General features: G+C 73.1%; 24 protein-coding genes. 6 read left to right on the top strand and 18 right to left on the bottom strand.

What is annotated here, in order from left to right; all coding sequences use genetic code 11:
- Positions 1-115: 115 nt before the first annotated feature.
- Both R9X44_RS17530 and R9X44_RS17525 read left to right on the top strand, forming a co-directional pair.
- Entirely contained in the window at positions 116-1,009 is an 894-nt protein-coding gene (locus R9X44_RS17530; protein ID WP_319815253.1) for an arylamine N-acetyltransferase family protein, read from the top strand.
- Between the two features lie 73 nt (positions 1,010-1,082).
- Entirely contained in the window at positions 1,083-1,805 is a 723-nt protein-coding gene (locus R9X44_RS17525) for an FkbM family methyltransferase (RefSeq protein WP_319815252.1), read from the top strand.
- 56 nt (positions 1,806-1,861) lie between these two features.
- On the opposite strand, the gene R9X44_RS17520 is transcribed toward R9X44_RS17525, so the two are convergent.
- From R9X44_RS17520 to R9X44_RS17500, 5 genes are all read right to left on the bottom strand, one after another.
- On the bottom strand, positions 1,862-3,133 hold the full coding sequence (locus R9X44_RS17520) for an acyltransferase (protein ID WP_319815251.1): 1,272 nt from the start codon (positions 3,131-3,133) through the stop codon (positions 1,862-1,864).
- A 95-nt stretch (positions 3,134-3,228) separates the two neighbouring features.
- The gene (locus R9X44_RS17515; RefSeq protein WP_319815250.1) at positions 3,229-4,446 is read right to left on the bottom strand and encodes a cytochrome P450; all 1,218 of its coding nucleotides are present in this window, start codon (positions 4,444-4,446) and stop codon (positions 3,229-3,231) included.
- A gap of 16 nt (positions 4,447-4,462) precedes the next feature.
- A complete protein-coding gene (locus R9X44_RS17510) occupies positions 4,463-5,467 on the bottom strand; it encodes a methyltransferase (protein WP_319815249.1) in 1,005 nt (334 codons plus the stop codon).
- Between the two features lie 71 nt (positions 5,468-5,538).
- Positions 5,539-7,089, bottom strand: a complete 1,551-nt coding sequence (locus R9X44_RS17505) for a CoA-transferase (protein ID WP_319815248.1) — start codon at positions 7,087-7,089, stop codon at positions 5,539-5,541.
- Positions 7,089-7,829: an enoyl-CoA hydratase/isomerase family protein gene (locus R9X44_RS17500; protein WP_319815247.1), complete on the bottom strand. Its 741-nt coding sequence runs from the start codon at positions 7,827-7,829 to the stop codon at positions 7,089-7,091. The genes R9X44_RS17505 and R9X44_RS17500 overlap by 1 nt, the downstream gene beginning before the upstream one ends.
- Positions 7,830-8,139: 310 nt before the next feature.
- Between R9X44_RS17500 and R9X44_RS17495 the strand changes: the two genes are divergently transcribed.
- Positions 8,140-8,952: an alpha/beta fold hydrolase gene (locus tag R9X44_RS17495; protein ID WP_319815246.1), complete on the top strand. Its 813-nt coding sequence runs from the start codon at positions 8,140-8,142 to the stop codon at positions 8,950-8,952.
- A gap of 49 nt (positions 8,953-9,001) precedes the next feature.
- On the opposite strand, the gene R9X44_RS17490 is transcribed toward R9X44_RS17495, so the two are convergent.
- From R9X44_RS17490 to R9X44_RS17475, 4 genes are all read right to left on the bottom strand, one after another.
- Positions 9,002-10,582 (bottom strand): AMP-binding protein, encoded by a 1,581-nt coding sequence (locus tag R9X44_RS17490; RefSeq protein ID WP_319815245.1) that lies wholly within the window; start codon positions 10,580-10,582, stop codon positions 9,002-9,004.
- Positions 10,583-10,664: 82 nt separating this feature from the next.
- A complete protein-coding gene (locus tag R9X44_RS17485; protein ID WP_319815244.1) occupies positions 10,665-11,039 on the bottom strand; it encodes a YciI family protein in 375 nt (124 codons plus the stop codon).
- Positions 11,040-11,058: 19 nt separating this feature from the next.
- Positions 11,059-11,508, bottom strand: coding sequence for a YdeI/OmpD-associated family protein (locus R9X44_RS17480; RefSeq protein WP_319815243.1), 450 nt, complete (start codon positions 11,506-11,508; stop codon positions 11,059-11,061).
- A gap of 72 nt (positions 11,509-11,580) precedes the next feature.
- The gene (locus R9X44_RS17475) at positions 11,581-12,420 is read right to left on the bottom strand and encodes a prephenate dehydrogenase (RefSeq protein WP_319815242.1); all 840 of its coding nucleotides are present in this window, start codon (positions 12,418-12,420) and stop codon (positions 11,581-11,583) included.
- 430 nt (positions 12,421-12,850) lie between these two features.
- On the opposite strand from R9X44_RS17475, the gene R9X44_RS17470 reads away from it, so the two are divergent.
- Complete coding sequence (locus R9X44_RS17470; RefSeq protein WP_319815241.1) at positions 12,851-13,450, top strand: aminodeoxychorismate/anthranilate synthase component II; 600 nt, start codon at positions 12,851-12,853, stop codon at positions 13,448-13,450.
- Positions 13,451-13,527: 77 nt separating this feature from the next.
- Here the strand turns inward: R9X44_RS17470 and R9X44_RS17465 are convergent, their stop codons facing one another.
- The 8 genes from R9X44_RS17465 to R9X44_RS17430 form a co-directional block, all read right to left on the bottom strand.
- The gene (locus tag R9X44_RS17465) at positions 13,528-14,973 is read right to left on the bottom strand and encodes an anthranilate synthase component I family protein (RefSeq protein WP_319815240.1); all 1,446 of its coding nucleotides are present in this window, start codon (positions 14,971-14,973) and stop codon (positions 13,528-13,530) included.
- Between the two features lie 69 nt (positions 14,974-15,042).
- The gene (locus tag R9X44_RS17460) at positions 15,043-16,596 is read right to left on the bottom strand and encodes an MFS transporter (protein WP_319815239.1); all 1,554 of its coding nucleotides are present in this window, start codon (positions 16,594-16,596) and stop codon (positions 15,043-15,045) included.
- Positions 16,597-16,625: 29 nt separating this feature from the next.
- Complete coding sequence (locus R9X44_RS17455) at positions 16,626-17,870, bottom strand: cytochrome P450 (protein ID WP_319815238.1); 1,245 nt, start codon at positions 17,868-17,870, stop codon at positions 16,626-16,628.
- A 17-nt stretch (positions 17,871-17,887) separates the two neighbouring features.
- Positions 17,888-18,925 carry a 3-deoxy-7-phosphoheptulonate synthase gene (gene aroF, locus R9X44_RS17450; protein WP_319815237.1) on the bottom strand — a complete coding sequence of 346 codons (1,038 nt, stop codon included), beginning with the start codon at positions 18,923-18,925 and terminating at the stop codon, positions 17,888-17,890.
- 38 nt (positions 18,926-18,963) lie between these two features.
- Positions 18,964-19,770, bottom strand: a complete 807-nt coding sequence (locus R9X44_RS17445) for a TIGR03084 family metal-binding protein (protein WP_319815236.1) — start codon at positions 19,768-19,770, stop codon at positions 18,964-18,966.
- A 593-nt stretch (positions 19,771-20,363) separates the two neighbouring features.
- A complete protein-coding gene (locus tag R9X44_RS17440; RefSeq protein ID WP_319815235.1) occupies positions 20,364-20,543 on the bottom strand; it encodes a hypothetical protein in 180 nt (59 codons plus the stop codon).
- Positions 20,544-20,939: 396 nt separating this feature from the next.
- Entirely contained in the window at positions 20,940-22,334 is a 1,395-nt protein-coding gene (locus R9X44_RS17435; RefSeq protein ID WP_319815234.1) for a helix-turn-helix domain-containing protein, read from the bottom strand.
- Between the two features lie 393 nt (positions 22,335-22,727).
- Positions 22,728-23,333: a cysteine hydrolase gene (locus R9X44_RS17430; RefSeq protein ID WP_319815233.1), complete on the bottom strand. Its 606-nt coding sequence runs from the start codon at positions 23,331-23,333 to the stop codon at positions 22,728-22,730.
- 77 nt (positions 23,334-23,410) lie between these two features.
- Here R9X44_RS17430 and R9X44_RS17425 point away from each other — a divergent pair, with 77 nt between their 5' ends.
- Both R9X44_RS17425 and R9X44_RS17420 read left to right on the top strand, forming a co-directional pair.
- Positions 23,411-24,118 (top strand): FadR/GntR family transcriptional regulator, encoded by a 708-nt coding sequence (locus tag R9X44_RS17425; RefSeq protein ID WP_319815232.1) that lies wholly within the window; start codon positions 23,411-23,413, stop codon positions 24,116-24,118.
- Positions 24,115-25,452 carry an FAD-binding oxidoreductase gene (locus tag R9X44_RS17420; RefSeq protein ID WP_319815231.1) on the top strand — a complete coding sequence of 446 codons (1,338 nt, stop codon included), beginning with the start codon at positions 24,115-24,117 and terminating at the stop codon, positions 25,450-25,452. The genes R9X44_RS17425 and R9X44_RS17420 overlap by 4 nt, the downstream gene beginning before the upstream one ends.
- A 34-nt stretch (positions 25,453-25,486) precedes the next feature.
- Here R9X44_RS17420 and R9X44_RS17415 read toward each other — a convergent pair whose 3' ends face one another.
- Positions 25,487-26,461, bottom strand: a complete 975-nt coding sequence (locus R9X44_RS17415; RefSeq protein WP_319815230.1) for a LacI family DNA-binding transcriptional regulator — start codon at positions 26,459-26,461, stop codon at positions 25,487-25,489.
- Between the last annotated feature and the right edge of the window lie 78 nt (positions 26,462-26,539).

Raw genomic sequence — 26,539 nt, 5'->3', positions numbered from 1 at the left:
CGATGGCATGAAGCTGGTATCTCGGCGGCAGTTTCCTGACATCGGCGGCCGCCCTTTCCGATGCGTTTCCGGCGCACGATGGGGGTCACGGTCCCGCTATCTCAGGGAGAGACCCATGACCCGTTCCGCAAGGCCCGCCTGGGTGGCCCCCTACCTCGCCAGGCTCGGCGTCGACGCGCCCGGCGCGCCGACGCTCGACGCGTTGCGCGCGCTGCACCGGGCGCACGTCGAGCGGCTGCCTTACGAGACCCTGGACATCCAGATGGGCGTCGCGACCTCGGTGGACCGGCGCGAGGCGGTGCGCCGGGTCCTCGCCGGGCGCGGCGGCTACTGCGTGCAGCTGAACACCGCGTTCGGCGCGCTGCTCTCCGCGCTCGGGTACCAGGTCACCGGCCACCGCGCCGGCATCCAGGGGCGTGGCGCGACCGCGCCGTCGGACGCCGGGTTCGCCCCGCACCTGACCCTCACCACCCGGCTCGACGGGGACGCGTGGCTGGTCGACGCGGGGCTCGGCGACGGCCTGTACGAGCCGGTCCGGCTCGCGCAGGGCCCCGTCGAGCACGGCCCGCTGCGGTTCACGCTGCTGCCGTCGCGGGTCGAGCCGGGCGGCTGGCGGCTCGAACACGACCCGCGCGGCTCCATCACCGCGATGGACGTGCGCCCCGCGCCCGCCGCCAACGACGAGTTCGCCGCATGGCACCCCTACCTCGCGACGTCGCCGAACTCCCGGCTGGTCAGGGCGGTGTGCGTCATGCGCCGCGACGCCTCGGGCGCGGACGTGCTGATGGGCTGCGTCCTGCGCAGGATCGACGCGGCGGGCCGGAGCACGCGGGAGCTGCCCACCGCCGCCGCCTGGTACGAGGCGCTCGCCGACGTGTTCGGCCTCCGCCTGGCAGAGATTTCCCCGCAGCGCCGCGAAACCCTGTGGGAAAAAGTGCGAAAAGCACATGAGGAATGGCTGTCGGCAGCACCGAAGATGCCGGTGGACGAGCAGTTGACAACGATGTGATGCATGGCCTCGCGCACGGGAACGCGCCGCCTGGTCAGCATATGGGAAAACCACCAGAGAAAGGCGAGTCGCAATGAGCGATCGAGCGGAGTCCCTGGCCGCGGCCGAACCCGTCGCCGATGTCCGCCTCGGCAGTTACGCCGGTGAGTACGTGCGGTGGGAGGAGCGGCTGTGCGGGCTCATGTCCACGCTCGGCGTCGCGCCGCGCGGGGTGGTCCAGGTGGGCGCGCACCGGGGCCAGGAGATCCCCGCGCTCGCCGCGTGCGGGTTCGGCAGGATGGTGCTGGTCGAGCCCAACCCCGACCTCACCTCGATCCTCGAGGACGAGCTCACCGCGTTCCTCGGCCCCGCCCTGTCCGACGCGGCGGGCCCGCCCGTCTGGGAGGTGGTCCGCGCCGCGGCGGGCCGCGCCCGTGGCCGCGCGGTCCTGCACGTCACCGAGTACGACCAGCAGTCGAGCCTGTTCGCACCGGTGGCGTCGCTCGCGGTGCGGCGCAGGGACATCACCCCCGTCGTCCCGGTCCACGAGGTCCAGGAGGGCTGCAACGTGCTCGTCGCCGACGTGCAGGGCGCGGAGCTCGAGGTGCTGCACGGCACCGACCTCGACCGGATCGACCTCGCCGTCGTGGAGGGCAGCGCGGTCCCCCGCTACCGTGGCGGCGCGACCCTCGCGTCGGTCGCCGACTTCCTGCGCGGCCGCGGCTGGCGTCAGGTCGCGGAGTACCCGCACGCGCGTCCGGGCGTCTCCGACGTCGCCTGGCTCGCGCCACGCCCCCGCCTCCTGCCCGCCTCCTGAGACTCGCGCAAGACTCAGCCCCGGCGTGCGCGCCGGGGCTGAGTCACAGGTGCCGGTCACACACCCGCGGGGGCGCGCTGCGGCGCGGCGTCCTCCACGGGCGGCTGGCCGCGCCACTTGACGCGCTTCTCCACGAACCGGATGATCGGCTGCTCGAACAGGTAGTAGCTGAGGGTCGACAGCACGATCGTCCCCGCCGTGACGGTGAGGAACAGGTCCCAGAACCCGAACTTGCCGATGAGCATCTGCACCGGGACGATCTCGCCGAACACACTGCCGCTCTCGAAGCGGAAGTACATGACGGTGAAGTGCCACAGGTAGATGCCGTAGGAGATCCTGCCGAGGAACACAAGGACCGGGTTGCCCAGGACGTTCTTCATGTAGCCCGTGGTCGCGCCGGGCACGACGAGCGGGACCATGATGAGGAACGAGAAGAAGAACATGCACAGGTGCCTGATCACCGCGGCCTCGGGCGACAGCCAGTCCGAGGTGCCCGGTGTGCTGAACGGCTGCGCGCAGTTGAGCGCGTAGAAGGCCAGCGCGCCGAGCCAGAACAGCCCGGGACGGGCGAGCGCGGCGCGGTGCAGCGCGGCGGGGCGCTCGGAGACCTCGGACTGCGCCGACCAGACGGCCATCGCCATGCCGATCGCGAACAGGCTGCACACGCTCAGCGGGTAGAAGTACTGCGACGGCCACATCTCGAACGCGCCGTGGATGTAGATCGTCCAGGCGTACTCGGCGGCGACGAAGACGCCGAGCGGGGCGATCATGCGGCGGGCCTTGGCTGCCGGGTCGGCGACGCCCTTGGCGAGCCGGTGCATGACCCAGGCCAGGACGGGGAGCAGCGCGTAGAACTGGATCTCCGTCGGGACGGTCCACAGCACGTCCATGCCGGCGTAGTAGTGGAAGTCGTAGATGTGCAGGAGCAGGTAGGGCCGCAGGACGTCCCACACGCCGGTGATGGCCGAGGCGTTGAGCAGCACGAGGTCGACGGTGACGACGAGCCAGAACGCCGGGAGGATGCGTGAGGCGCGGCGCAGGTAGAACTTGCCGAGGGCGGGCCGCGGCGCGTCGCCGAACGCCCTGCGCGCGAACGGCCGGTACAGCAGCAGGCCGGACAGGACGAAGAACGGCCCGAGGGACAGCTGGCCGGCCGCGAGGATCGCCCAGATGTCCCTGCTGTTCTCCGACGCGTTCGACGCCTGGACGAACGTGGCGAACGCGACGTGGGTGAACAGGACGCCGAGCGCGCAGACCCCGCGGATTCCGTCGAGGACCGGTACGCGTTTCTTCTGGCTGCCTGTGGGGATGTCAGCGATGGCCGTCATCGGGACCACCTTTCTGGAGTGCGTGCCGCAAGCATCGCGCGGCACCGCACCCCGGAACATCTTTCTAAATGCTTTGCGGCGTGCTTTGCGACCGTCTAGACAATGGTCACCGGAAATGTGTCGAGGCCCCTGCCGACCCAGGTTTCCCTGCGGGTGTACTGGCCCGCCTGGGCGAGCCCCGGGAAGCGCTGGAGCAGGCGTGGGAGGGCGATCGACGCCTCAAGCCTGGACAGCGGCGAGCCGAGGCAGAAATGCGCGCCCGCGCCGAAACTCAACGGCTGCACGTCGGTGCGTTCGGGATCGAACAGACCGGGGTCGGCATAACGTTTCGGGTCACGATTTCCGGCGCCAAGGATCACCAGGATCTTGCTTCCGCCGGGAATTGTCCTGCCGAACAGTTCACTGTCCTCGGCGACGAGGCGGCTCGTCGCCTGGACCGGGGCCTCAAAACGCAGAACCTCCTCGACGTACCCGGGCGCGAACGCGTCGTCGGCGCGGAGCCGCGCGGCGTGCTCCGGATGCTCGAACGCCAGGAGCAGCGCGTGACCGAGGAGGAACGTGGTCGTCTCGAAGCCCGCGGTGAGCAGCAGCATCATGTTCCCGACGAGCTCGTCGCCGGTCAGCCGGTCGGCGTCGCGGACGTGCGCGAGCGTGCTCAGCACGTCGTCGGACCCGCGGCGGCGGTCCATGAGTTCCACGAAGTAGGCGGCGAGGTCGTCCATGGCGCGGTCGGCGGGCGCGAGGCCGTCGGAGGTGAACCCCTCGAGGGCGAGGGTGAGGTCGGCGGCGATCTCACGGAACCAGACGTGGTCGGACTCCGGGACGCCCAGCAGCGCGCTGATCACCGCGATCGGCAGCCGCGAGGCGAACTCCGCGACGAAGTCGACGGGCGATCCGTCGCCGCCGAGCTCGGCCATGCCGTCGAGCAGCCGGTCGGTCATCTCCGCGATGCCGGTCCGCATCCCGGCGACCCGTGACGCGGTGAACCCCCTGCTGACCAGGCGGCGCATCCGCGCGTGGTCGGGCTCGTTGCGGTACAGCATCGAGTCGGCGTATCCGCGCAGCGACGAGTGCGCCCGCCAGCCGGGCGCGGCGCGGTCGTAGCCTTCGGCGTCCTGGACGCGCAGCCTCGGGTCGCGCAGCGCCCGGTCGCACGCCGCGTAGCCGACCGCCGCGTACAGGCCGGGCTTCACCTCCACGAGGTCGCCGTGCGCGCGCAGCCGCTCGTACAGCGGGTACGGGTCGGTCCTGCCCTCGGGCGACACGAGGGCGGCCAGCGCCTCCCGCGCGCTCATCGCGACCGTGGTCTCCATCGCGGGTCCTCCCGGGTCAGGCTGCGGTGAACTCGAAGACGGTGAGCTGCCCTGCGGGGTGCGCGGCGCGCAGCCGCAGCCCCGCGCGCACGCCGAGGTCGGCGAGCTCGGCCCTGCCGCGCTCCTTGCCGCCGTAGTAGACGAGCATCCGCAGGTCCATCCCGGTGTGCGCGGTGCCGTCCGGGCGGACCTTCTCCACCACGAACACCCTGCCGTCCGCGCCTGCGGCCTGCGCGCAGTTGGCGAGGATGCGGGCGGCGTCGCGGTCGTTCCAGTTGTGCAGGACGAACGACAGGAGGTAGCCGGGCGCTCCGGCGGGCAGCGGGTCGAAGAAGCTGCCCTCGACGACCTCGGCGCGCTCCGCGAGGCCCGCCCTGGCGAGGGCGGCGGCCGCCGCCCTGACCGTCTCGGGCTGGTCCACCAGGACGCCGCGCAGCGTCGGGTGGCCGGTCAGCAGCTCGGTGAGCAGGGAGCCGTCGCCGCCGCCGACGTCGATGAGGCGGCCCAGGCTCCCCCACGGGTAGGCGGCGCTGATCGCGGGCGCGCGGCCCGGGACGTTGCGGCCGAGCAGGGTGTCGAAGGCCGCGCCACGGGCGGGGTCGGCGGCGAGGTCGTCCCAGAAGCCGTGCCCGAACGCCCTGGTGAAGGCTGCCTCACCGGTGCGGACGGCGTGCGCCAGCTCGACGGCGGCGGTCTCGGCCTTGCCGATGCCGTCGAGGTCGAGCCAGCCGCGCAGGCCCGTCGGGTGCCCCTCGCGCAGCGGGCCGGCGAGCCTGCCGAGCCCGAACACGCCGGTGGCGGCGTCCCAGGTGAACACCTCGCGTTTGGCGAGGTAGCGCAGGAGCCGGCCGAGCGCGTCGGGGTCGGCCCCGACCGCCTCGCCGAGCTTGTCGGCGGTGTCCCTGCCGTCGGCGATGTGGTCGGCCACCCGCAGGGTCGCCGCCACCCGAACCGCCATCGGCGTCACGAGCTGCGCCATCGCCCAGACCTCGGCCCCGGTCCCGTCCTCGTCCGCGAACACCACGGCTCCTCCCGTCGGCTGCCCGCCCATCGTCGCGCCCGCGTCGCGGCGGCCACATCTCCCGCCGTGCGCTAGCGGAAGAGGGCCGGGTCCATCGGCGCGACGTCGCGGGCCACCGCCACGGGGAAGGGCATCCGGCCGAGGATGTCGGCGCGGACGTCGACGCCGGGGGCCGTCTCGACGAGGACGAGCCCGTCGCGGGTCAGGTCGAAGACCGCGCGCTCGGTGACGACACGGGCCTCCTGGCCGCGCCGCACCCCCTCCCCCGCGTGGTAGGTGGTGTGGTCGACGGCGCTGACGAACTTGGCGATGTCGCCCTCCCTGACGATCCGCAGCGCGCCGCCCCCGCACTCGGCCTTCAGCCCTCCGGTGCTGAACGTCCCGGCGAAGACGAGGCGGCGGGCGCGGTCGGCGATGTGGGGGAAGCCGCCCGCGCCGGGGTTGGCCTCGCCGAACCTTGTGACGTTGACGCGTCCCTCGGCGTCGAACTGGGCGAAGGCGAGCGCGGCGAACCGGCACAGGCCCGCGTCGATGAAGTCGAACTGGGCGGGCCCGTCGAGCAGCGCGGTCGGCCCGTAGTTGGCCGAGAACCGCCAGCCGCCCATGACGAGCCCGCCGAACGAGCCGTGCTCGGTGGTGAACAGGAACCGGTCGGCGGCGTCGGGGACGTCCTCGGCGAGGGCGAGCACCGCGTCGGAGGAGTTCCCGAACCCGAAGATCGCTGTCTCGCCCTCGCGCAGCTCGGCGGCGGTCCTGCGGGCGACGACCTTGTCGATTCCGGACGGCAGCCGGGGCACGAGCGCGGCCGGGTCGGCGACGGGACGCAGGTAGCCGGGGTCGCGGCCGACCCCCGTGCCGACGGGCTCGCCCTCGGCCACCACGACGTCGTCCACCAGCGGGGCGGGGATTCTGACCTCCCCCGCCGCGCGGGAGCCGCGCGGCACGACCCTGTCGACCTGGGCGATGACCCGGCCGCCGCAAGACTTCACGGCGAGGGCGAGCGCGAGACAGCTCGACAGGAGCGGCTGCCCCTCGAACGACAGGTTCCCGTCCTCGTCGGCGCTCGTCGCGCGGATGAGCCCGACGTCGAGGTTCCACGTCGGGTAGTAGAGGTACTCCTGGCCCTGGAACTCCACGAGTTCGACGAGGTCGTCGCGCGCGCGGTCGGTGAGGCGGCCGCCGCCGTGCCGTGGGTCGGCGTGCGTGCCGAGGCCGATCCGCGTCAGATGGCCGGGACCCTTGCGGGCGACCTCCCGCAGCCAGTGCATCGCCGCGCCGATCGGCCAGTTGTACGCCTCGATCCGGTCGGCCCGGATGAGCCCGGTGAGCGCGGGCCGCTCGCCGGTCGCCGGGTCGCGCGGATTGACGTAGGAGCCGGAGACGATCCGCTTCATCAGGCCCGCGCGGGCCACGTGGTCCATGCCGGGGATGCCGAGCGCGTCACCTGTCGCGCAGGTGAAGAAGAAGGTGAGGCCGTGCGGGGCGGACGTCGCGGCGTGCCGCTCCCCGAGCGCCCGCAGCAGCGCGTCGGGGGTGATCCAGCCGATGACGCCGGTGCAGCCGACGGTCTGGCCGTCGCGGATGCGGCCGACGGCCTGCGCGGCGGTCGTGACCTTGCTCATCACGCCCTCCTCGCGGCGTACCCGGCGAGCGAGGCGAGGGCGGGCTGGCGGGTGAGGCCGTCGGCGAAGGCCGCCGAGCAGACCTCGTCAAGGGCGCGCGCGTCGGCGGCGAGGGCGGTCTTGGCGGCGGCGACGGCGTGGCCGGGCAGCAGGGCGAGCCGCGCCGCGTGGTACTTCGCGCGCGACAGCGCCGCGCCGGGCCCGGCGAGTTCGTCAACGACGCCGAGCCGGCACGCCTCAGCGCCGGTGATCGGGGCCGCGCCCCACACGAGGGTGCGGGCGCGGGCCGGGCCCACCCTGTCGACAAGGCCGGACAGGCCCCACGGCGGCACCCAGCCGAGTTTGACCTCGGGCAGGTGCCAGCGGGCGTCGGCCGCGGAGACGACGAGGTCACAGGACGTCGCCAGCAGGAACCCGCCGCCGATCGCGAACCCCTCGACGGCGGCGACGACCGGCACTTCGAGGCGCTGGAGCGTCCTGGCGACGGCTCCGGCGGCCTCCTCGTGCCGGACGACCGCCTCCCGGTCGAGCCCGGCGAGCTCCTTCAGGTCTGATCCTGCGCAGAACCCCGGGCCGTCGCCGGTCAGCACGATCGCGCGGACGCCGGGGTCCGCCGCGAGGGCGAGCGCGGCGCCCCTGAGGGTTTCCATCAGCGCGCCGCTGAGCGCGTTGCGCACGCGCGGCCGGTGCAGCCGGACGACGGCCAGCGGGCCGTCCCTCTCGCAGAGCAGTTCGGACATGGGCGCTCCCTGTGGTGCGGATACCTGCAACGCATCGTCACCGGGGAGCGCGCCCGGCGGGCGGCCCGCGCGCTTCAGGTAGCTGACGGCGCGAATCCCGTTCCTGCCAGCCGTGGGACACAGCAGTTTCGGAGAAGCGCGGGCCGCGCGCCGTCGTCAGAATGGTCGGCGAACCATCCATCGACCAAGCCGCAGGCCGCCAGGCCGCACGAGTACGGCACGGAACGCGGGCCGCCCGGAGGAGCCGGGCCTCGTCAAAGTCGCGTTCCGGCGAGTACGGCCCGGGACGCGGGGCGGCCGGGAGGAACACATGCACGTCAAGGACGACTCGACCACCGCCGTCTCCGCCGACGGGACAGTGATCGCCTATGAAAAGGTCGGCCAGGGGCCGCCCGTCGTTCTGGTCGGGGGCGCGTTCAACACGCGGGACTTCGGGCCGAACGCCGAGCTCGCGCCGCTGCTCGCCGAGCACTTCACCGTCGTGAACTATGACCGGCGCGGCAGGGGCGGCAGCGGGGACACCGCGCCCTACTCGGTCGCCAAGGAGATCGAGGACCTGGCGGCGGTCATCGACACGGTCGGCGGGTCGGCCGCCGTCTACGGCATCTCCTCGGGTGCGGCGCTCGCGCTCGAGGCGGCCCGTGCCGGGCTGCCCATCACGCGGCTCGCGCTGTTCGAGGCGCCTTTTGTGGTCGACGGCACCCGGCCGCCCATCCCCGACTACGCCGCCGAGATCGACGCGCTGATCGCCCAGGGGCGCGCGTCGCAGGCCATCAAGCTGTTCATGCGCCAGGGCGTGCTCGTGCCCGGCTTCGTCGTCGCGATGATGCCGCTGATGCCCGCGTGGAAGCACATGAAGTCGCTCATCCACACGCTGCCGTACGACGTCGCGGTCCTCGGCGACACCGGCCGCGGCCTGCCGCTGCCCGCCGAGCGGTACGCCGACGTCACCCTGCCGACCCTCGTGGTGTCCGGCGGGAAGAGCCCCGAGTGGTCGCGCAACGCGATGGCGCACCTCGCCGGGATTCTGCCGTCGGCGCGGCTTGAGACGCTGCCCGGCCAGACCCACATCGTCAAGGCCAAGGCGCTCGGGCCGGTCCTCATCGACTTCCTGAGGGCCTGAGCACCGGAGACCGCGCGGAGGGGGGACGGCCAGGCCGTCCCCCCTCGCGTCATGCGGCGGGGCGCAGCTCCCTGCGCAACAGCTTGCCGTTGGACGAGCGCGGCAGCGCGGCACGGAACTCGACGGCCCTCGGGTACTTGTACGGCGCGATCGACCGCTTCACGAACTCCTGGATGCCGCGCGCGGTCTCCGCGGTCTCCGGCACCCCGGGACGCAACACCACAAAAGCCTTGACGATCATGCCACGGCCCGGGTCGGGCACCCCCGCGACGCCGCAGTCGAGGACCGCCGGATGGTCGAGAACGGCACGCTCGACCTCGGGACCGGCGATGTTGTACCCGGCCGAGACGATCATGTCGTCGCTGCGCGCCTGGTACCAGAAGTAGCCGTCGGCGTCGCGGACGTAGACGTCGCCCGTGAGGTTCCACCCGTCCCTGACGTAAGCGCGCTGGCGGGGGTCGTCAAGGTAGCGGCAGCCGGTCGGGCCCTGGACGGCGAGCAGTCCGGGGACGCCGTCGGGCACCTCCCGCAGGTCCTCGTCCACGATCCGCGCCCGGTACCCGGGGACGGGCAGGCCCGTCGCGCCCGGCCTGATGTCCCCGTCGGCGGCGGAGATGAACACGTGCAGCATCTCGGTCGCGCCGATCCCGTCGATGAGGCGGATGCCGGTCGCCTCGTGGAAGGCGTGCCAGACCCGTTCCGGCAGGTGCTCGCCCGCCGAGACCGCGCGGCGCAGCCCGGACAGCCGCCCGGCGAGGCCCTGTTCCAGCAGCGCGCGGTAGACGGTCGGCGCGGTGAACAGCACTGTCGCGCCGACCCTCTCGACGGTCTCGGCGAGCGGTCCCGCGCCGGGTCCCGGCTCGCCAAGGTAGACCGACGCGCCCGCGCGGAGCGGGAACACCACGAGGCCGCCGAGCCCGAAGGTGAACCCGATCGGCGGGGTGCCGAGGAAGAGGTCGTCGGGGACCGGTTTGAGCACGTGCGCGGAGAACGTGTCGGCGATGGCGAGCACGTCGCGGTGGCAGTGCAGGGTCGCCTTGGGGCGGCCCGTCGTGCCCGAGGTGAAGGCGAGCAGCGCGGTCTCGGCGGCGTCGGTCGGCACCGCGGGCAGCGGCTCCCTGCCCGCGCAGCGCGCGGCGAGGTCGTCGGGCGCGTCGCCGCCGAACGCGACGACGGGGACCCCGGCGAGCTCGCCCGTCGCGCGGTGGTCGCACAGCGCCGCCGACGGGCGGGCGATCTGGGTGATGGCGGCGAGCTCGTGCGCGCGCAGCAGCGGCATCGTCGTGACGGCGACCGCACCGGCCTTCAGCACGCCGAGCCACGCCGCGACGAGCCACGGGCTGTTCGCGCCGCGCAGCAGGACCCGGTTGCCCGGCACGATCCCGAGGTCGTCGGCGAGCACCCTGGCGATCCTGCCGGACAGCAGGTCGAGGTCGCCGTAGGTCAGGACGGCGTCCTCGGTGACGAGGCAGCGCCGGTCGGGGCCGAAACGCGCGACGGCCTCGTCGAGGAGGACCGCCGCGCAGTTCAGCAGCTCGGGATAGCGCAACTCCGGCAGGTCGAAGCTGAGCCGGGGAAGGTCGTGCGGCGCGGGCGTCCGCTCCGCGCAGAACTTGTCGACGTGCGCCATGACGCGCCTCCTCGCTCGTGACGGTGCCCCCAAGATCCCAGCCGGGCCGTCGGGCGACATCTTCGAGCGTGCGCGGACGCGGTCAGGCGGGCGGCGCGTCGGCCGGGCCGAACAGCTGCCGGACCTCGGCCTCGCCCTCCCAGCCCGGCCAGTTGTCGCGGTGGACGGCGAGGAACTTCTCGGCCCACTCGACGGCCTCGTCGCGGGAGGCGACGTCGTACAGCGCGTAGGCGGCGAGCGCCTCGGCCTCGCCGAACGGGCCCTCGGCGCGGGTGATCTCCCCGTCCACGACCCTGCTGCGCACCGCGGTGAAGGTCGGCGCGAACCCGGCGGTGTCGATCAGCGCGCCGGCCTTGGCCGCCTCCTCGCCGAGCGCGCCGATCGCGGGCAGCAGGCCGGGCGGCGGCGGGCCGATCTCGGCGTTCTCGGGCGTCCTGAGGAACATGATGAAACGCATGGCATTGCTCCCTGTGGGGTCAGCGGTTCTTGCCCTGCTTCAGCTTCTCGACGGTGTCGGCGACGCGCTTCGCGCGCGTCTCGGGCTTCTTGGCGGACTCGACGGCGAGCGCGAACGCCTTGCGGTGGCTCGCGGCGAGGCCGTCGAAGAAGCGCTTGGCCTCGGGCTCGGCGGCGAGCGCGGCGGCGAGGTCGGCGGGCACCGCGATCTCGCGCGGCGCGGTGTCGAGCGTGACCTCGACGTCCACCTCGTCGCCCGCCGCGATCCCGGCCAGCGCGCGGTTCTCGGCGCTCACCGGGATGCGGAACTCCCCGCCCATCGAGCCGACGGTGCTGGGGTAGGTGTGGCCGTTGATGGTGACGTTGACGGCGGGCCGCTTCCCGCCGCCGAGCCCGGTCACGACCTCCTCGGGCACCACGAGGCCGGTTGAGGTCTTCCCGTGCAGTCGCAACGTGGTCCGGAAATTCATGGTCGCGATTATTCCTTTCTGAGAGTGCCCCGAACGGGGCGCTGACCGGCTGAGCAATCTCGGAGAAGTTCCTCACGCCGCGTGATCACATTCGGTGGCCGCGGCAAGAAGTCGTGACCGTCCGTGTTCGCCGCGGACGAGGAGGTCGGTCAGCGCGGGGCCCGTCGCCGTCCCGCGCAGGGCCGCGGCCGCCGCCGCGAGATCGGCGGCGACCGAGTCGAGGACCGCGGCGACGGCGTCGGCGTTCTGCTGGAGGATGTCCCGCCACAGGGCGGGGGACCCGGAGGCGATCCGTGTCGCGTCGCGGACGCCCTGGCCGGTCAGGGCGAGCGTCTGCGGGTCCGCGTCGGCGAACCGCGCGGCGACGGCGGCGGCCACGAGGTGCGGCGCGTGCGACACCTCAGCGGCGATCGCGTCGTGCGCGGCGGCGTCGAGCACGACGGGCCGCGCGCCGCACAGCGCGACTGCCTCGCGGACCGCCGCGACGGCCCCGGGATCGGTGCCGGGGCCAGGGCACAGCGCCCACGTCCGTCCGGTGAACAGGTCGGCGCGGGCGGCCTGCGGCCCCGACAGCTCACGGCCCGCCATCGGATGGCCGGGCACGAAGCCGGGGTCGTCAAGCTGTCCGGCGATCCAGCCCTTGGCGCTGGCGACGTCGGTGAGCCAGCGGCCGAGGCCGCGCGCCCGCGCCTGCCGGACGGCCGCCGGCACCGCGCCGGGCGGCGTCGCCACGATGACGAGGTCGGCGGGCGGCGCGCCGTCGCGCAGCCGCGACCCCGCGCCGCGCAGGACCGCGGCGTCGACCGCCCCCGGGTCACGGTCGGCGAGCCTGACCCGCACCCCCCTGCGGCGCAGCGCGAGCGCCGCCGAGGTCCCGATGACGCCGCAGCCGACGACCACCGCCGTTCGCACATGCTCCGGACTCCGCACGAGCCCCGCACCCGTGAGTCCCGCGCTGCGTGTGAGTCCCGCACCCAGTGTGAGCCCCACACCCAGTGTGAGTCCCGCACTTCGTGGGAGCTCGCTACCCCGCCCGGACGGCCCTGCCCGCATGATCTCTCCCGCTGTGTCGGTGCCCGCACCGCCACCTTAGGCGGAAATTGCCGATAAATGGTGTGACAGGAAGCGGAAATGGCCTGGCAGCTTGCTGACGACGGCAAGACAAGTCAATTGTCCGCGACCAAGGCAGCATTGATTCCAGAAGGGCAGTGAAGAAACCGATAAAAGCAGAAAAATGGAGCTGATCGAAATGCTGAACGGAACCTCACGGGACAGGCTCGGCGGCGGCACCGCGTGGGACAAGCGCGGCGGCGGCACCGGCACGGCCTGGGACTGACTGACCATGCGCGTCGTCGTCGTAGACGCCTTCGACAGCTTCGTCCACACGATCGCCCACTACGTGCGGTCGGCCGGCGCGACGCCGGTCACCGTCAGGTCGGACGCGGCCACCCCGGCCGCCGTCCGCGGGCTCGCGCCCGACGCGATCCTGCTCGGACCCGGCCCCGGGCACCCCGCTGACTCCGGACACGTCCGGCTTGTCGACGCGTTCGCCGCCACCGTCCCCATGCTCGGCGTGTGCCTCGGCCACCAGGCGATCGGCCTCGCGTTCGGCGCGTCGGTCACCCCCGCCGCCCACCTCATGCACGGCAAGACGAGCCCGGTGCGGCACGACGGCCGCGGGCTGTTCGCCGGCCTCCGCCAGGGCTTCCCCGCCGCGCGGTACCACTCGCTGATCGTGGCGGAGCCGACCGTGCCCGCCGAACTCGAGGTCACCGCGCACGCCATGGACGACGGGTACGTCATGGGCCTCAGGCACCGGAGCCTGCCCCTTGAGTCAGTCCAGTTCCATCCCGAGAGCATCGCCACCGAGGACGGCGCGCGGCTCATCACGAACTTCCTCGGCGCGCACCGGCCGGGAAGCCGCCTCCTGGCAGCGGTCTGAGCGCCCCGAGGGGCGCGCGGAGAACAGGTGCACGGAAAAGGCCCGGCCACTCCGGCCGGGCCTTTTTCCGGAGTTTCTCAGGAAATCAGTTCACGGCCGGTGACCGCCCAATAGGCGGCGCTCATCTTGGCGAGGGTCTCCTGCCATTCCCGCGCCGGCACCGAGTCGGCGACGATTCCCGCGCACGCCCGCGTCGTGTAGACGCCGGGCTCGTGCACGAGGGTTCTGATGCACAGCGCCATGGTGACGTGCCCGCCGACGTCGATCAGCCCGAGCGCGCCGCCGTAGAGGCCGCGCCGGTCCTGCTCCAGCTCCTCGATGAGCTCCATAGCGCGGATCTTCGGCGCGCCGGTCATCGTGCCCGCCGGGAACGTCGCGGCGATGACGTCGTAGGCGTCGCGGTCCGGCTCCACGTCGGCCTCCACCGTCGAGACGAGGTGGAGCACGTGGGAGTACCGCTCGACGGCGAACAGGCCGGAGACCTCGAGGCTCGCGGGACGGCAGACGCGCGCGAGGTCGTTGCGGCACAGGTCGACAAGCATCGTGTGCTCGGCGATCTCCTTGGTGTCGGCGCGCAGCCTTGCCGCCGCGCCCGCGTCGTCGCCGTCGCGCGGGACAGTCCCGGCGATCGGGCGCATCGTGGCGCGGCCCCCCGAGACCCGCACGAACATCTCGGGGCTCGCCCCGACGAGCGTCCGCCCGGCGACCTCGGCAAGGTACATGTACGGGGACGCGTTGCGGGCGCGGAGCCTGCGGTAGGCGTCGAGCGGTGTCATCGCGCTGGCGAGGCGCAGTTCGTGGCCGAGCTGGATCTGGTAGACGTCGCCGACCGCGATGTGCCGCAGGCTCCGCGCGACCCGCGCGGTGAACTCCGCCTCGGTGACGCTGTCGGCGAGCGGCGTCGCGGGCGGGACGGCGGGCTCGGGCAGGGGCGGGAGCCGTGCCGAAAGGAGCGCGGCGATCTCGTCGGGGTCGGCGGCGGGCCAGGCGGCGGACGTGTGCGTGCGCAGCTCGGCGGTGCCCGCCCGCAGGTCGTAAACGACGCAGCCCTCGTGCAGGGCGAGGTGGACGTCGGGGAGCACGGGCTCCCCGGAGACCGGGATGTCCTCGATGTACTGCACCGACTCGTAGCCGAAGTGGGCGAGGAACCCGAACCTGAACTCGTCGGGCGAGCCGTCGGCGTCGAAGACCGCGTGCACGGCGCGCAGCACGTCCCACAGGTCGCGTGGCGTGCGCAGGGCGTCGCCGTCAAGGAGGGGCGCCACCCGCGTGCGCACCGCCTCGCGCACCTCGGGGACGCCCTCGATCCTGACCTCGGACCCGAACACCGAGACCGCGCACAGCAGGCCGAAGCCGACGTAGGCGCGGTGCTCGTCGCGGGCCTCAGGGTCGGCCGACTCCAGCAGATGGACGTGCGCGCCGCCGAACCGTCCGGCCAGCGCGCGGTAGGCGTCGAGGGGGTCGCCCGGCGTCAGCCCCCGGACTGCCGTGGTGACGGCGATCTTCCGCCCTGTGATGGTCATGGGTGTCCTCCCTGCGGTCGACGACGGCCGGGGACCCCGTGAGGTCCCCGGCCACGGCGGCGGACGCGGTCAGCCCGCGACGGGCTCGGGCTCGGCGGCCTCCGGCTGCGCCTGCCCGATCGGCGGCAGATGGCGCAGCCGCCTGGCGACGAGCACCGCGGCGAACGCCATGAGCACACAGCCGACGGCGGCGACGGCGTGCACCCCCGACTCGAAGGCGGCGGCGGCGCTGTCGAGCAGCGGCCCGGCGACGGCGTCCGGACTGTCGGCGGCCACGACGCTCGCCCCGGCGAGGCTGTCGGCGGCCGTCGCGGTGTCGGCGGCGGACAGCCCCGCCGGGACGTCGACCGACGCGCGGTAGACCGCGAAGCCGAGCGTGCCGAGCAGCGCCGCGCCGAGGGTGCCGCCGAACTCGTTGCTCATCTGGGCGAGCGAGCCCGCCGATCCGGCCTGCTCCTGCGGCGCGGAGCCGACGATCATGCCGGTGCCGAGCGCGACGAGCGCCGAGCCGCAGAACGAGAACACCGCGAACCCGACGATCAGGGTCTCCGTCGCGGCGTCCCCGGAGATCTGCGTGAAGACCGCGAGGACGGCGGCCGTCCCCGTCAGGCCCGCCGAGATGAGCACCGCCGGCCTGATCCGCGCCGCGAGGAACGGCACGGCGACCATGAACCCGAACGTCGCCGCGGCCATGCCGGGCAGCATCGCGAACCCGGCGCGCAGCGTGGACATGCCGTCGGCGAGCTGGAAGTACAGCATCATCACCAGCATCACGCCGCCGCCGGTGACCGCGTAGCACAGCTGCGCGACCAGCGCCGTGCTGATCACCTTGTGCCGCAGCAGACCGACGTCCACGACGGGGTCGGTCAGCGCGATCTGGCGGCGGACGAACACGACGCCCGCCGCGAGGCCGACCACGACCGCGCCGAGCGGCGCGGCCGCCCAGCCGTCACGGGCGAGCTCCTTGACGCCCCAGATCAGCGGGAGCAGCGCCGCGAGCGACAGCAGCACGCTCGCCGCGTCGATCCGGCCCGCCGCCTCGTTGCGCGACTCGGGCAGCACCCTGCCGCCGACCACGAGCAGGACGAGCATGACCGGCGCGCCGAGCAGGAACACCGAACCCCACCAGAAGTGCGCGAGCAGCACCCCGCCGAGCAGCGGGCCGACGATCGCGCCGAGGGTGAACGTGCCGCCCCACAGCGAGAACGCGCGGGCGCGCTGGCCGTCGTCGGCGAACATCGTGCCGATGAGCGCGAGCGTGGACGGCATCAGCGTCGCGCCCGCGACGCCGAGCAGCGCCCGGCACACGATGAGCATCTCGGGACTTGACGCGTAGGCCGTCAGCACCGACACCACGCCGAAGGCCACGGCCCCGACGAGCAGCAGCTTGCGACGGCCGACGCGGTCGCCGAGCGTGCCCATGGACAGCAGGAACCCGGCGAGGAGGAAGCCGTAGACGTCGTTGATCCACAGCTGTTGGGTGCTGCTCGCGCCGAGGTCGGCGGACAGGTTCGGGAGGGCGAGCAGAAGGACGAACAGGTCGATCGAGACCAGGAAGGTCGGCAGCGTGAGCACCGCCAGCCCGATCCACTCCCTGCGTCCCGCCTTCGGTGCGGCATCCACGATCGAGGGTCCTTTCCTAACGATGGGGGTCAGCTGACTCCGGCGGGGACGGCCGCGCGCAGCCTGACGGGCAGGCTCTGGTGGCCGTTCATGATGAAGGTCGGCAGCGGCTTCAGCTCGCCCGGCGGCACGGCCAGGCTCAGCTCGGGGAAGCGGGCGAACAGGCTCGACAGGCCGATCCGCGCGACGAGCCGCGCCACGCCCGCGCCGAGGCAGTAGTGCGGGCCGTGCCCGAACGACAGGTGCTCCTTGTCCCGCCGGGTCAGGTCGAACACGTCGGCGTCGGGACCGTGCAGCGCCGGGTCGCGGCCGACGCCCGCGTAGTTGACGAGGATCGGGTCGCCCTGCGGGATGACCACGCCGCCGCCGAGGTCGATGTCGGTGACGGCGTACCGCAGCGGGAGGTGCGCGAGCGGGGACTCCACCCTGAGCGTCTCCTCGATGACGTCGTCCCAGGTCGCCGCGCCCGACGTCACGAGGGCGAGCTGGTCGGGACGGCTGAGCAGCGCGGTGATGGCGTTGTCGAAGAAGTTGATGGTCGTCTCCGACCCCGCGCCGAGGATCGCGAAGATCGTGTCGGTCAGCTCCTCCTCGGTGAGGCGCGAGCCGTCCTCGTCGCGGGCGGCGATGAGGTCGCTGGTGATGTCCTCGCCCGGCTCCGCGCGCTTCGCCGCGATGTGCTCGGCCATCGCGCCGCGCCACCCGAGCAGGACGGCCTGGGCCTGTTCGGGCGTCACCGTCGTGTCGACCATCATGTCGATGACCTTGGCGGTCCTCGCGCGCGCCTCCTCGGACATGCCGATGAGCTCTGCGACGAGCATCGCGGGGAGCGGGTAGGCGAAGTTCTCCCTGAGGTCGACCACCTCGCCGGGCGGAACCGCGGCGAGCGCGTCGAGGAGCGTCGTCGTCAGGCCCTCGATGAGCGGGCGGACCTGCTCGGTGCGGCGCGGCGTGAACGCCTTGCCGACCAGGCGGCGCAGCCTGACGTGGTCCCTGCCGTACGCGGTGACCATGTTGTCCATCGCGACCCAGCTGATCATCTCCCAGTCCATCGGGATCGCGCCCTCGCGGAACGCGGGCCAGTGGCTGCGGGCGCTCTTGGTGACGTTCGGGTCGGTGAGGATGCGGCGGATCGCGTCGTGTCCGTTGACCGACCAGGCGAGGACGCCGCCGGGCAGCTCCACGAGCACGGCGGGCCCTTGGGCGCGCAGCGCGGCGGCCTCGCCGTGCAGATCTGCGCCTGTGACGTTGAGGACGGGGCAGCGAGATGACATGGGGGGCTCCCAAGGGTTCAGACGAGTTCGGGGAAGACCTCGGCGGACCGCCGTCCCATGAACGCCGCGAGGTCCGCGACGGCACGGGCGAGCTCGGGCAGGTCCTCGGCGACGAGCGCCTGCGGCCCGTCGCACAGCGCGACCTCGGGCCGCGGATGGACGTCGACGATCACGCCGTCCGCCCCGGCGACGACCGCCGCCCGCGTCAGCGGCAGCACGAGGTCGCGCCGCCCGCCCGAGTGCGACGGGTCGACGATCACCGGCAGGTGCGACAGCCGCTGCGCGACGGGGACCGCGGCGATGTCGAGGGTGTTGCGGGTCGCCGTCTCGAACGTCCGGATGCCGCGCTCGCACAGCACGATGTCGAGGTTGCCGCGCTGCGCGATGTACTCGGCGGCCATCAGCCACTCCTCGACCGTCGCGCTCATGCCGCGCTTCAGCAGGACGGGCTTGCCCGCCTGCCCGACGGCCTGGAGCAGCGCGAAGTTCTGCATGTTCCGGGTGCCGATCTGCAACATGTCGGCGTATTGGGCGACAAGCGCGACGTCGCGGGCGTCGACCACCTCGGTGACGATCGGCAGCCCGGTCGCGGCCCTGACGTCGGCGAGGATCTGCAGGCCGCGCTCGCCCAGGCCCTGGAACGCGTACGGCGACGTCCGCGGCTTGTAAGCGCCGCCGCGCAGCAGCGCCGCGCCGAGGTCGCGGGCCATCAGCGCGGCCTGGAGCGTCTGCTCCGGGGTCTCGACGGCGCACGGCCCCGCGATGACCGTCAGATGGCCGGGGCCGATCGGCACCCCGCACACCTCGACGGTCGAGCGCTCGGGCCTGTGCTCCCGGCTGACCAGCTTGTACGGGGTGGAGATCCGCATGACGCGGCTGACGCCGGGGAGCGCGCGCAGGCCGAGCAGCAGGAACCGTTCGACGTCGCCGACGAGTCCGATGAGCACACGGCTCGTGCCGCGCGTCACGAACGCCGAGCCGCCGACCGACTCGACAAGGGCGACGACCGAGCCGATCTGCCCGGGCGTTGCCTCCGCGGACATGACGATCACCATGGGGGTGCTTCCCTTCGGGGTGGGGTCGGCCTGTGCCGTCAGGCGGCGACGGCGTCGCGGAACTGGCCGGGCGCGCGGCCTTCCCCGGCGGGTCCCCGGTAGGACTGGGCGAGGTCGAGCCAGGCGTCGCCGAGCGGGCCCGTCGCGGTGACGGCGAGGTCGGCGCGGTGGCGGCGTCGGGTGACGAGCAGGCAGAAGTCCTCGGCCGGGCCGATGATCTTCTCGGCCGAGTCCTCGGGGCCGAACTCCCACAGGCGGCCCGACGGGAGCGTGATCTCGTAGCGGAACTGCACGTCCGGCGGGGTGAGGCCGCGCGACTGGTAGCCGAACTGCCACGTCAGCGCGGCGAACCCGACGAGGTGCTCGATCCGGTCGGTCCGCTCGACCGCCACGCCGAGCGCGTCGGCGATGTCCTGCCCGTGCGCGAACAGCTCCATGATCCCCGCGCACGCCAGGATGACGGGCGGCAGCGGGTTGACCAGCCACGGCACGACCTGGCCGTCGGGGACGGCCGCGAGGGCGGCGACGCAGCCGCTGCGCTCCTCCCGCCAGCGCCGCATCAGCCGCTCGGGCGAGTCCTCCGCGTAGTCGTCGAGCGCCGCGTTGACCGCGCCGTCGAAGTCCTCCTGGGCCGCCGCCGTCACGCGCGCGAACTCGTCGGCGTCCTCGGCCGCGAGCCGCGCCAGCCGGAAGATGAAGCACAGGTGCGCGACCTGCTGCGCCACGTTCCATCCCGGCGCGGGCGTCGCGCTCTCCCACGCTCCCGGCTCCAGCACTCCGACGAGCGCCTCCACCACTTCGCTCTCCCGCGCGAGGTCCGCAAAGACCCCCTGCACTCCGCTCACCCAAGCACCCCTTCCGGGTCCCGGACGCGCCCACCGCGCCGCTCCCCCCACCCTGCGCCCCCACCCCACCCCCGGTCTTCTTCCCCCATGCGCACCTCCCCGCCCCCGACGGACGGACCCGCCACACACCTACCCGACGCGCAAACAGTCCCCGACGGACGGACCCGCCACACACCTACGCAACGCGCGGACGGCGCCCGGGGACTCTCTCGACGCGCGGGAGCGCGAGGCGCGGGAGCGCGAGGCGCGGGTAGGCCGGGCGGCGGCCGGGCAGCCGTTAAACGGGCACGACGCGCACCTGCGCGACGCGCGGACGGGTGTCGGTAGACGGGCACGACGCACACCCGCACGACGCGCAGGCCCACGAGGCGCAGGTAAGCGGGGCGGCGACCCGGGGACCGTTGGACGGGCACGACGCGCAAACGCGCGAGGCGCGGGTAGGCCAGGCGGCGGCCGGGCAGCCGTTGAACGGGCACGACGCACACCTACGCAGCGCGCGGACGGGTGCCGGTAGACGGACACGACGCACACCCGCGCAAGGCGCAGGTAGGTCGGGCGGCGGCCCGGGCCCGTTGGACAGACACGACGCACACCTACGCGACGCGCGGACGGCGTCCGGGGACCCGCACGACGCCCACCCGCACGACGCGCAGGCGCGCAAGGCGCAGGCGCGCAAGGCGCAGGCGCGCAAGGCGCAGGCGGGCCGGGCGGCCGTTGAACAGGCACGACGCACACCTACGCGACGCGCGGACGGCGTCCGAGGACTCGCTCAACGCGTGGGCGCGCGGGGCGCAGGTAGGTCGGGCAGCGACCCGGGGCCCGTTGAACGGGCACGACGCGCACCTACTCGACGCGCGGACGGCGTCCGGGGACCCGCACGACGCGCACCCGCAAGACGCGCGGGAGCGCGAGGCGCGGGCGCGGGTAGGCCGGGCGGCGGCCCGGCGGTCGTTGGACGGGCGCGACGCGCGCCTGCGCGGCGCGCGGGCTTGCGGGTGGGCTGGGGGCTTGGCGTGCGGGTGGGGGCGGGCTCGACGTACCTGCGCGGGCGGGCCAGTGGGCCGGGGGCCCGAGGTGCGGGCGGGCCGGGGGCGGGAGCGGGAGCGGGGGCGGGGTGGGGGCGCGAGGTGCGGGTGGGGCGGGGGTGGGGTGTCGGGAGGGGGTGGGGGTCAGGGGGTCAGGGGGTGGTGGGGGGTGTGGGGGTTGGGGAGGGCTAGGAGGACGGGGGGGTCTAGGGGGCCGGTGGCGGTTAGGGTGAGGTCGGTGTTCGTGGAGCCGGGGTTGACGTCCACGCGGACTGCGCCGACGGCGGTGCGGGGGGTGGTGGGGCCTGGGGCGGGGGACGCCTCGGAGCGGCCGATGAGGTTCCAGGTGCCGAGGGGGACGCCGTCGAGGGTGAAGCGGCCGGGGCCGCGCAGGAGGGCGAACGCGACCGGACGGCCCTCGATGATCCGGTCGGGGAACAGGCCGACGAACACCGGCTCCTCGCCGAGCGACGACACCACCCGGCCCGTCACCCGTCCGGTGGTGCGGTCCCCGGCGACGGCGGCGGGCTCGAGGCGCGGGACGACGCCGCCGAGCTGCCGGTACGTCGTCGGCGGCATCCCGACGCTGTAGGCGAAGCGTTTGCTGAACGACCCGACGCTCGCGTAGCCGACCCGGTGGCTGATCTCGGTGATGGAGTCGGTGCCCGAGATGAGCAGCCGCCTCGCCTCGTGGATGCGCAGCGCCGACAGGAAGTGGCCGGGCGACAGTCCTGTCATCCGGTGGAACACCCGGGAGAAGTGGAACTTGCTGAACATCGCGGCCCCGGCGAGGTCGTCGATGGCGAGCGGGCCCGACAGGTCGTGGCGCATCAGCTCGATCGCGCGCAGGATCGACCGTTCGACCTGCCGTTCGTTCAGCCGCGCCGGGCGCGGGATCTCCCGGTCGACGTGCCGCGACATCGCCGCGACCGCGGCTGCCGCGTCCCGCCGTTCGAGCGCCGCGAGTATCCCCAGGTGCTCCTCGTGCAGCACCTCCTTGGCGTCCGGGGTGAGCGAGAGCCTGCTCCACGCCTCGACCCAGAGTTCGTGCGCGGCGCGCTGGGCGGCGGCGAGCAGCTTGTTGCCCGCGATCCTGGCGAGTTCGGCCTCGAACAGCAGGTTCAGCGAGCCGAGCTCCGCGCTCTGCGGCAGCTCCTCGGCGTTGCGCGACATGACGGCGCGCAGCCGTGCGAGGCCGTCCGGGGTGATCCGTTCGGCGGCCAGCTGGACGATCTTGATCTCCAGTCCGGCCCGCAGTTCGACGAGGTCGGCGAGGAAGTCGGCGTTCACCGGCCGTCCCATGAGCAGCGCCCCGGCGATGGGGTCCTTGCCCGGGTAGACGACGAACGTGCCCGACCCGCGCCGGATCGAGACGCGTCCCGCCGACTCGAGCACCTTGAGCGCCTCGCGGACCGCGACCCTGCTGACGCTGAGCGCCTCCGACAGCTGTCTTTCCGACGGCAGCCGGTCGCCCGCCCGGTAGGTTCCGGACTCGATCAGATGGGAAAGTTGCTGTCTGACCTCCGCATATATCCCCACTTGCCGGATCGGCACAAGCGGGAACGTTCCACGGGTTTCTCTGCTCAAGGGGGTTCTCCAGGCATGGCGAGCTGCCAGTGGACTAACCAATCCTCTGAACGACCCTGACTGATGTCAATGCGCTCCCACGAACCCACCGCTTGTGGCCATCCGCCCCGCGCGGCACTCCCCACCCTCTACATTCTTCTCCCGCCCCACCCACCGGACCAGGCATTTCCCCCACAACCCGCCAAACCTCCGCCCCAAGCCGAAATGCCTCCCCCGCATTTCGGAAACACACGAGAAACCGCGAGTTAATGCGAACACTCGACCGCCCCCGGGGTGCACCCGACGGATTCCGGGGACGCGTGAAGCGTCCCCGGAATCAGGTCCCACAGGGCCCGGGAGCCGGAGTCAGGTGAGTTCTGCGGTGAACTCCGCGGCCGTCATCGGGGTGGAGAACATGGGGTAGTCGTAGCGGAGGGCGTTGTCGTGTTCCTCCTGGGAGGTGGCGGCGACGCAGTCGGACAGGGTGATGACCTGGAAGCCGTGCTCGTAGCCGGTGCGCATGGTCGACTCGACGCAGCAGTTGGTGAGGAAGCCGCCGAGGGCGATCGTGGTGATGCCCTTGCTGCGCAGGATGAAGTCGAGGTTCGTGCTGGCGAAGGTGTCGAGGCCGCGCTTGCCCTCGATGACGATGTCGCCGGGCTGCGGGACGAGCTCGTCGATGATCTCCGCGCCCCAGCCGCCCTTGACGAAGGCGTTGCCGTCGACCACGCCCTTGAGGATGCCGTACGGGTGCGAGGTGATCTCGTAGTAGCCGGGGTGGAACGTGATCGGCGCGTGCATGATCGTGACGCCCGCGGCGCGCGCGGTCTCGACGGCCTTGCGGGTGTTGCCGAGCATGCCGGTCGTCTCCATCACGCCCTTGACGGCTTCGTGCAGCACGCCGCCCTCGGAGGTGAAGTCGTTCTGGTACTCGATCAGCACGATCGCCGTCGTCTTCGGGTCGATGGCCATGGTCTCTCCCAGGGATGATGTGAGTCACTTCACTTAACCACTTATCAGACAAGCAGGCAAGCGGTAGGATCGTCGGCATGGACCCGATCGTTTTTCGCGCGGTGACCCGCACCCCGCTCAGCCTGCTGGTCTCGGGGCAGGTGCGGGAGCTGATCCTGTCCGGCGCGCTGCCGGTGGGCACCGAACTCCCGAGCGAGAAGGACCTCGCCGACCAGTTCGGCGTGTCGCGCTCGACGGTGCGCGAGGCAGTCCGGATCCTCCAGGCCAAGGGGTTGATCAGCGGCGGCGACACCGTCTCCACCGCCAAGCCGAGGGTGTCCGACGCGCTCGCGTCCGGCAGCGCGTCGGAGGCGTTGGAGAGCGCGTTGCGCCTGGGCAGCGTTCCGCTCGGCGACCTCGTTGAGCTGCGGCTGGCGCTCGAGGGCGCGGCCGTCGCCAAGCCTGGGGTGGCCGACCTCGAGGACGCGCGGGACGCGTTGGAGACGATGCGCATGCCGGGCGTCGACGTCGCGACCTTCCACGACGCGGACGTCCGCTTCCACATCTGTCTCGCGGGCGCGGGCGGGAACACCGCGTTCGCGCTGGTCATGTCCGCACTGCGCGACGCGATCGGCGGGCACCTGCTCGCCGCGCTCGATCGGCTTGACGATCCAAGACCCACCCTCGCCAGGCTCGTCGCGGAGCACGCGGCGATCCTCGAGGCCGTCGAGAGCGGGTCGGGCGAGCGCGCCGCCGAGCTGATGCGCGCGCACATCTGGGACTTCTACGCGTCGGCGCTGTCATGAGCTTCCTTTCCGCGCTGGCCGCGGCAGTTCCCGACGTCGTCACCGACCCCCAGATCCTCACCGGTTACCGGTCCGACCAGATGGCGCTGGCCGAGGCGGGCGAGCCGCTCGCGCTCGTGCGCGCGCGGTCCGTCGAAGACGTGTCGGCCGTCCTGCGGCTCGCGACCGAGCACGGCGTGCCCGTCGTGACGCGCGGGGCGGGCTCCGGCCTCGCCGGCGGCGCGAACGCGATCGACGGGTGCGTCGTGCTGTCCGTCGCGGCGATGGACGAGATCGTCGCCATCGACGCGGACGCGCGCACCGCCACCGTCCAGTGCGGCGTCCTCGGGGGCACGCTCGCCGAGGCGCTCGCCGCGCGCGGCCTGTGGTACCCGCCGGACCCGGCGAGCAAGGCGTTCTCCACCATCGGCGGGAACATCGCGACCAACGCGGGCGGCGGGTGCTGCCTGAAGTACGGCGTCACCGGCGACCACGTCGCGGCGCTCACCGCGGTCCTGCCGTCGGGCGAGGTCATCCGGACCGGGGGGCGGCAGCGCAAGAACGTCGCGGGGCTCGACCTGACCCGGCTGCTCGTCGGGTCGGAGGGCACGCTGGCCGTCATCGTGGAGGCGGTGCTGCGGCTGCGGCCCGCGCCCCGGCCGCCCGCGACGCTCGTGGCTTTCTTCACGACCGTGCAGGACGCGGCCGAGGCCGTCGGGGCGATCCAGGCGTGCGGCGACCCGTCGCTGCTCGAGCTGATGGACCGCACCACGATCGGGGCGGTCGAGCGGGCCACCCGGATGGGCCTCGACACCGACGCGGGCGCGCTGCTCATCGTGCAGACCGACGAGCCCGACCCCGACGCGGCACTAGCGCGCTACTCCGACGCGTGCGCCAAGGCGACCGAGCTCGCGAGCACGACCGACCCGTCCGAGGGCGAGCAGTTCCTCGTCGCCCGCCGCCAGGCGCTGCCCGCGCTGGAACGGCTCGGCCCGACCCTCCTTGACGACGTCGCCGTCCCGCGCGCCGCCCTCGCCCCGATGATCGCCGCGATCGAGGAGATCGCCGCCCGGCACGGCGTCACCATCGGCACCTTCGGCCACGCGGGCGACGGCAACCTCCACCCCACGATCGTCTTCACCCCCACCACCGAACCCGCCGCCCGCGCCGCCTTCGAGGACATCGTCCGCACCGCCCTGTCCCTCGGCGGCACCATCACCGGCGAACACGGCGTGGGCACCCTCAAAACCCCCTACCTGACGGAAATGCTCGGCCAAACCGAACGCTCCCTGATGCACCGCATCAAAACCGCCTTCGACCCCACCCACACCCTCAACCCCGGCAAAGCCCTCTAACTCCCCGAGCACAGCGCGCCCTGGCCGTCGCGGGTCAGGTTGAGGTTCGGGGGATGAGGTGGGCGGTCGGGGGGGTGGCGGGGGGTGGCACGTCCTCGGCGCGGCTCGCGGCGACGATGCGGCGGACGAGGTCGGCGGCGCTGGTGGGGGGGTCGTCCAGGGCGACCGTGGTGAGGGCGGGGGTGTAGAGGGCGGCTAGGGGGTGGTCGTCTATGCCGACCACGGCGACCTGGGCGGGGACGGGGACGCCGAGGTCGGCCAGGGCGGCGAGGACCGCGAAGGCGGTTTCGTCGTTGTAGGCGCAGATGCCCGTTGCGCCCGTGGCGAGGAGGGCGCGCACGGCCTCGCGGGCGGCGGCGCGGTCGGGGGGGACGGCGCGGGACTGCGGTTCCGGCATGCCGAGTTCCGCGCAGGTCTGGGCGGCGGCCTGGCGGCGTGCCGCGTCGAAGGTCGCGAGCCGGGGGTCGGCCGTGCCCGCGTAGGCGACGGCGCGGTGGCCGCGTTCGGCGAGGTGGCGCACCTGGAGGACGGGCGGCCGCTCCGCAGGAGGGGCGTCCGACAGCGCGACGACCAGCGGCGCGCCGAACCTGCGCAGGTAGGCGTCCTCGGCGCGGTCGGGCTCGGTCAGGTGCAGCACGACGGCGGGCGCTAGCTCGGTCGCCGGATGCCGGATCGCCGTGGACGGGTCGTACCCGAGCTGCCAGACAAGGTTCAGGCCGTGCGCGCGCAGCCCGTCGGCGAGGGGTTCGAGGTAGGGCGCGTAGCTGGGCGGGATGATCGGCTCCCGGTGCGCGAACAGGACGAGGTCGCTCGCCCCCCTGGCCAGCGCGCGGGCGGGCGCGTAGGGCGTGTACCCCAGGCGCGCGGCGGCGGCGCGGACGCGTTCGCGCGTCTCGGCGGGGATCGTCTGCCCCGGCTTGTCGTTCAGCACATAGCTGACGGTCGCCGCCGAGACCCCCGCCGCGCGGGCGACCTCGGCGCTGGTGACCCGGCGCTGCCGACCTCCCATGCTGACCTCCTCCAACGCGCGCACCACATCTTGACGCCGCCGTAACGCGACATTAACTTATGCGCCTAAGTGATTCTA

The organism is Actinocorallia sp. A-T 12471, assembly GCF_033875155.1.
Classification (GTDB): Bacteria; Actinomycetota; Actinomycetes; order Streptosporangiales; family Streptosporangiaceae; genus Actinocorallia.
Note: the sequence above shows the minus strand (reverse complement) of the source record. Positions and strands in the feature narration are given on the sequence as shown.

Bases quoted from the DNA above. Each gene is read 5' to 3' on its own strand.
- R9X44_RS17530 (WP_319815253.1), top strand. From the start codon at position 116: ATGACCCGTTCCGCAAGGCCCGCCTGGGTGGCCCCCTACCTCGCCAGG.
- R9X44_RS17525 (WP_319815252.1), top strand. From the start codon at position 1,083: ATGAGCGATCGAGCGGAGTCCCTGGCCGCGGCCGAACCCGTCGCCGAT.
- R9X44_RS17520 (WP_319815251.1), bottom strand. From the start codon at position 3,133: ATGACGGCCATCGCTGACATCCCCACAGGCAGCCAGAAGAAACGCGTA.
- R9X44_RS17515 (WP_319815250.1), bottom strand. From the start codon at position 4,446: ATGGAGACCACGGTCGCGATGAGCGCGCGGGAGGCGCTGGCCGCCCTC.
- R9X44_RS17505 (WP_319815248.1), bottom strand. From the start codon at position 7,089: ATGAGCAAGGTCACGACCGCCGCGCAGGCCGTCGGCCGCATCCGCGAC.
- R9X44_RS17500 (WP_319815247.1), bottom strand. From the start codon at position 7,829: ATGTCCGAACTGCTCTGCGAGAGGGACGGCCCGCTGGCCGTCGTCCGG.
- R9X44_RS17495 (WP_319815246.1), top strand. From the start codon at position 8,140: ATGCACGTCAAGGACGACTCGACCACCGCCGTCTCCGCCGACGGGACA.
- R9X44_RS17490 (WP_319815245.1), bottom strand. From the start codon at position 10,582: ATGGCGCACGTCGACAAGTTCTGCGCGGAGCGGACGCCCGCGCCGCAC.
- R9X44_RS17485 (WP_319815244.1), bottom strand. From the start codon at position 11,039: ATGCGTTTCATCATGTTCCTCAGGACGCCCGAGAACGCCGAGATCGGC.
- R9X44_RS17480 (WP_319815243.1), bottom strand. From the start codon at position 11,508: ATGAATTTCCGGACCACGTTGCGACTGCACGGGAAGACCTCAACCGGC.
- R9X44_RS17470 (WP_319815241.1), top strand. From the start codon at position 12,851: ATGCGCGTCGTCGTCGTAGACGCCTTCGACAGCTTCGTCCACACGATC.
- R9X44_RS17465 (WP_319815240.1), bottom strand. From the start codon at position 14,973: ATGACCATCACAGGGCGGAAGATCGCCGTCACCACGGCAGTCCGGGGG.
- R9X44_RS17455 (WP_319815238.1), bottom strand. From the start codon at position 17,870: ATGTCATCTCGCTGCCCCGTCCTCAACGTCACAGGCGCAGATCTGCAC.
- aroF (WP_319815237.1), bottom strand. From the start codon at position 18,925: ATGGTGATCGTCATGTCCGCGGAGGCAACGCCCGGGCAGATCGGCTCG.
- R9X44_RS17430 (WP_319815233.1), bottom strand. From the start codon at position 23,333: ATGGCCATCGACCCGAAGACGACGGCGATCGTGCTGATCGAGTACCAG.
- R9X44_RS17425 (WP_319815232.1), top strand. From the start codon at position 23,411: ATGGACCCGATCGTTTTTCGCGCGGTGACCCGCACCCCGCTCAGCCTG.
- R9X44_RS17420 (WP_319815231.1), top strand. From the start codon at position 24,115: ATGAGCTTCCTTTCCGCGCTGGCCGCGGCAGTTCCCGACGTCGTCACC.
- R9X44_RS17415 (WP_319815230.1), bottom strand. From the start codon at position 26,461: ATGGGAGGTCGGCAGCGCCGGGTCACCAGCGCCGAGGTCGCCCGCGCG.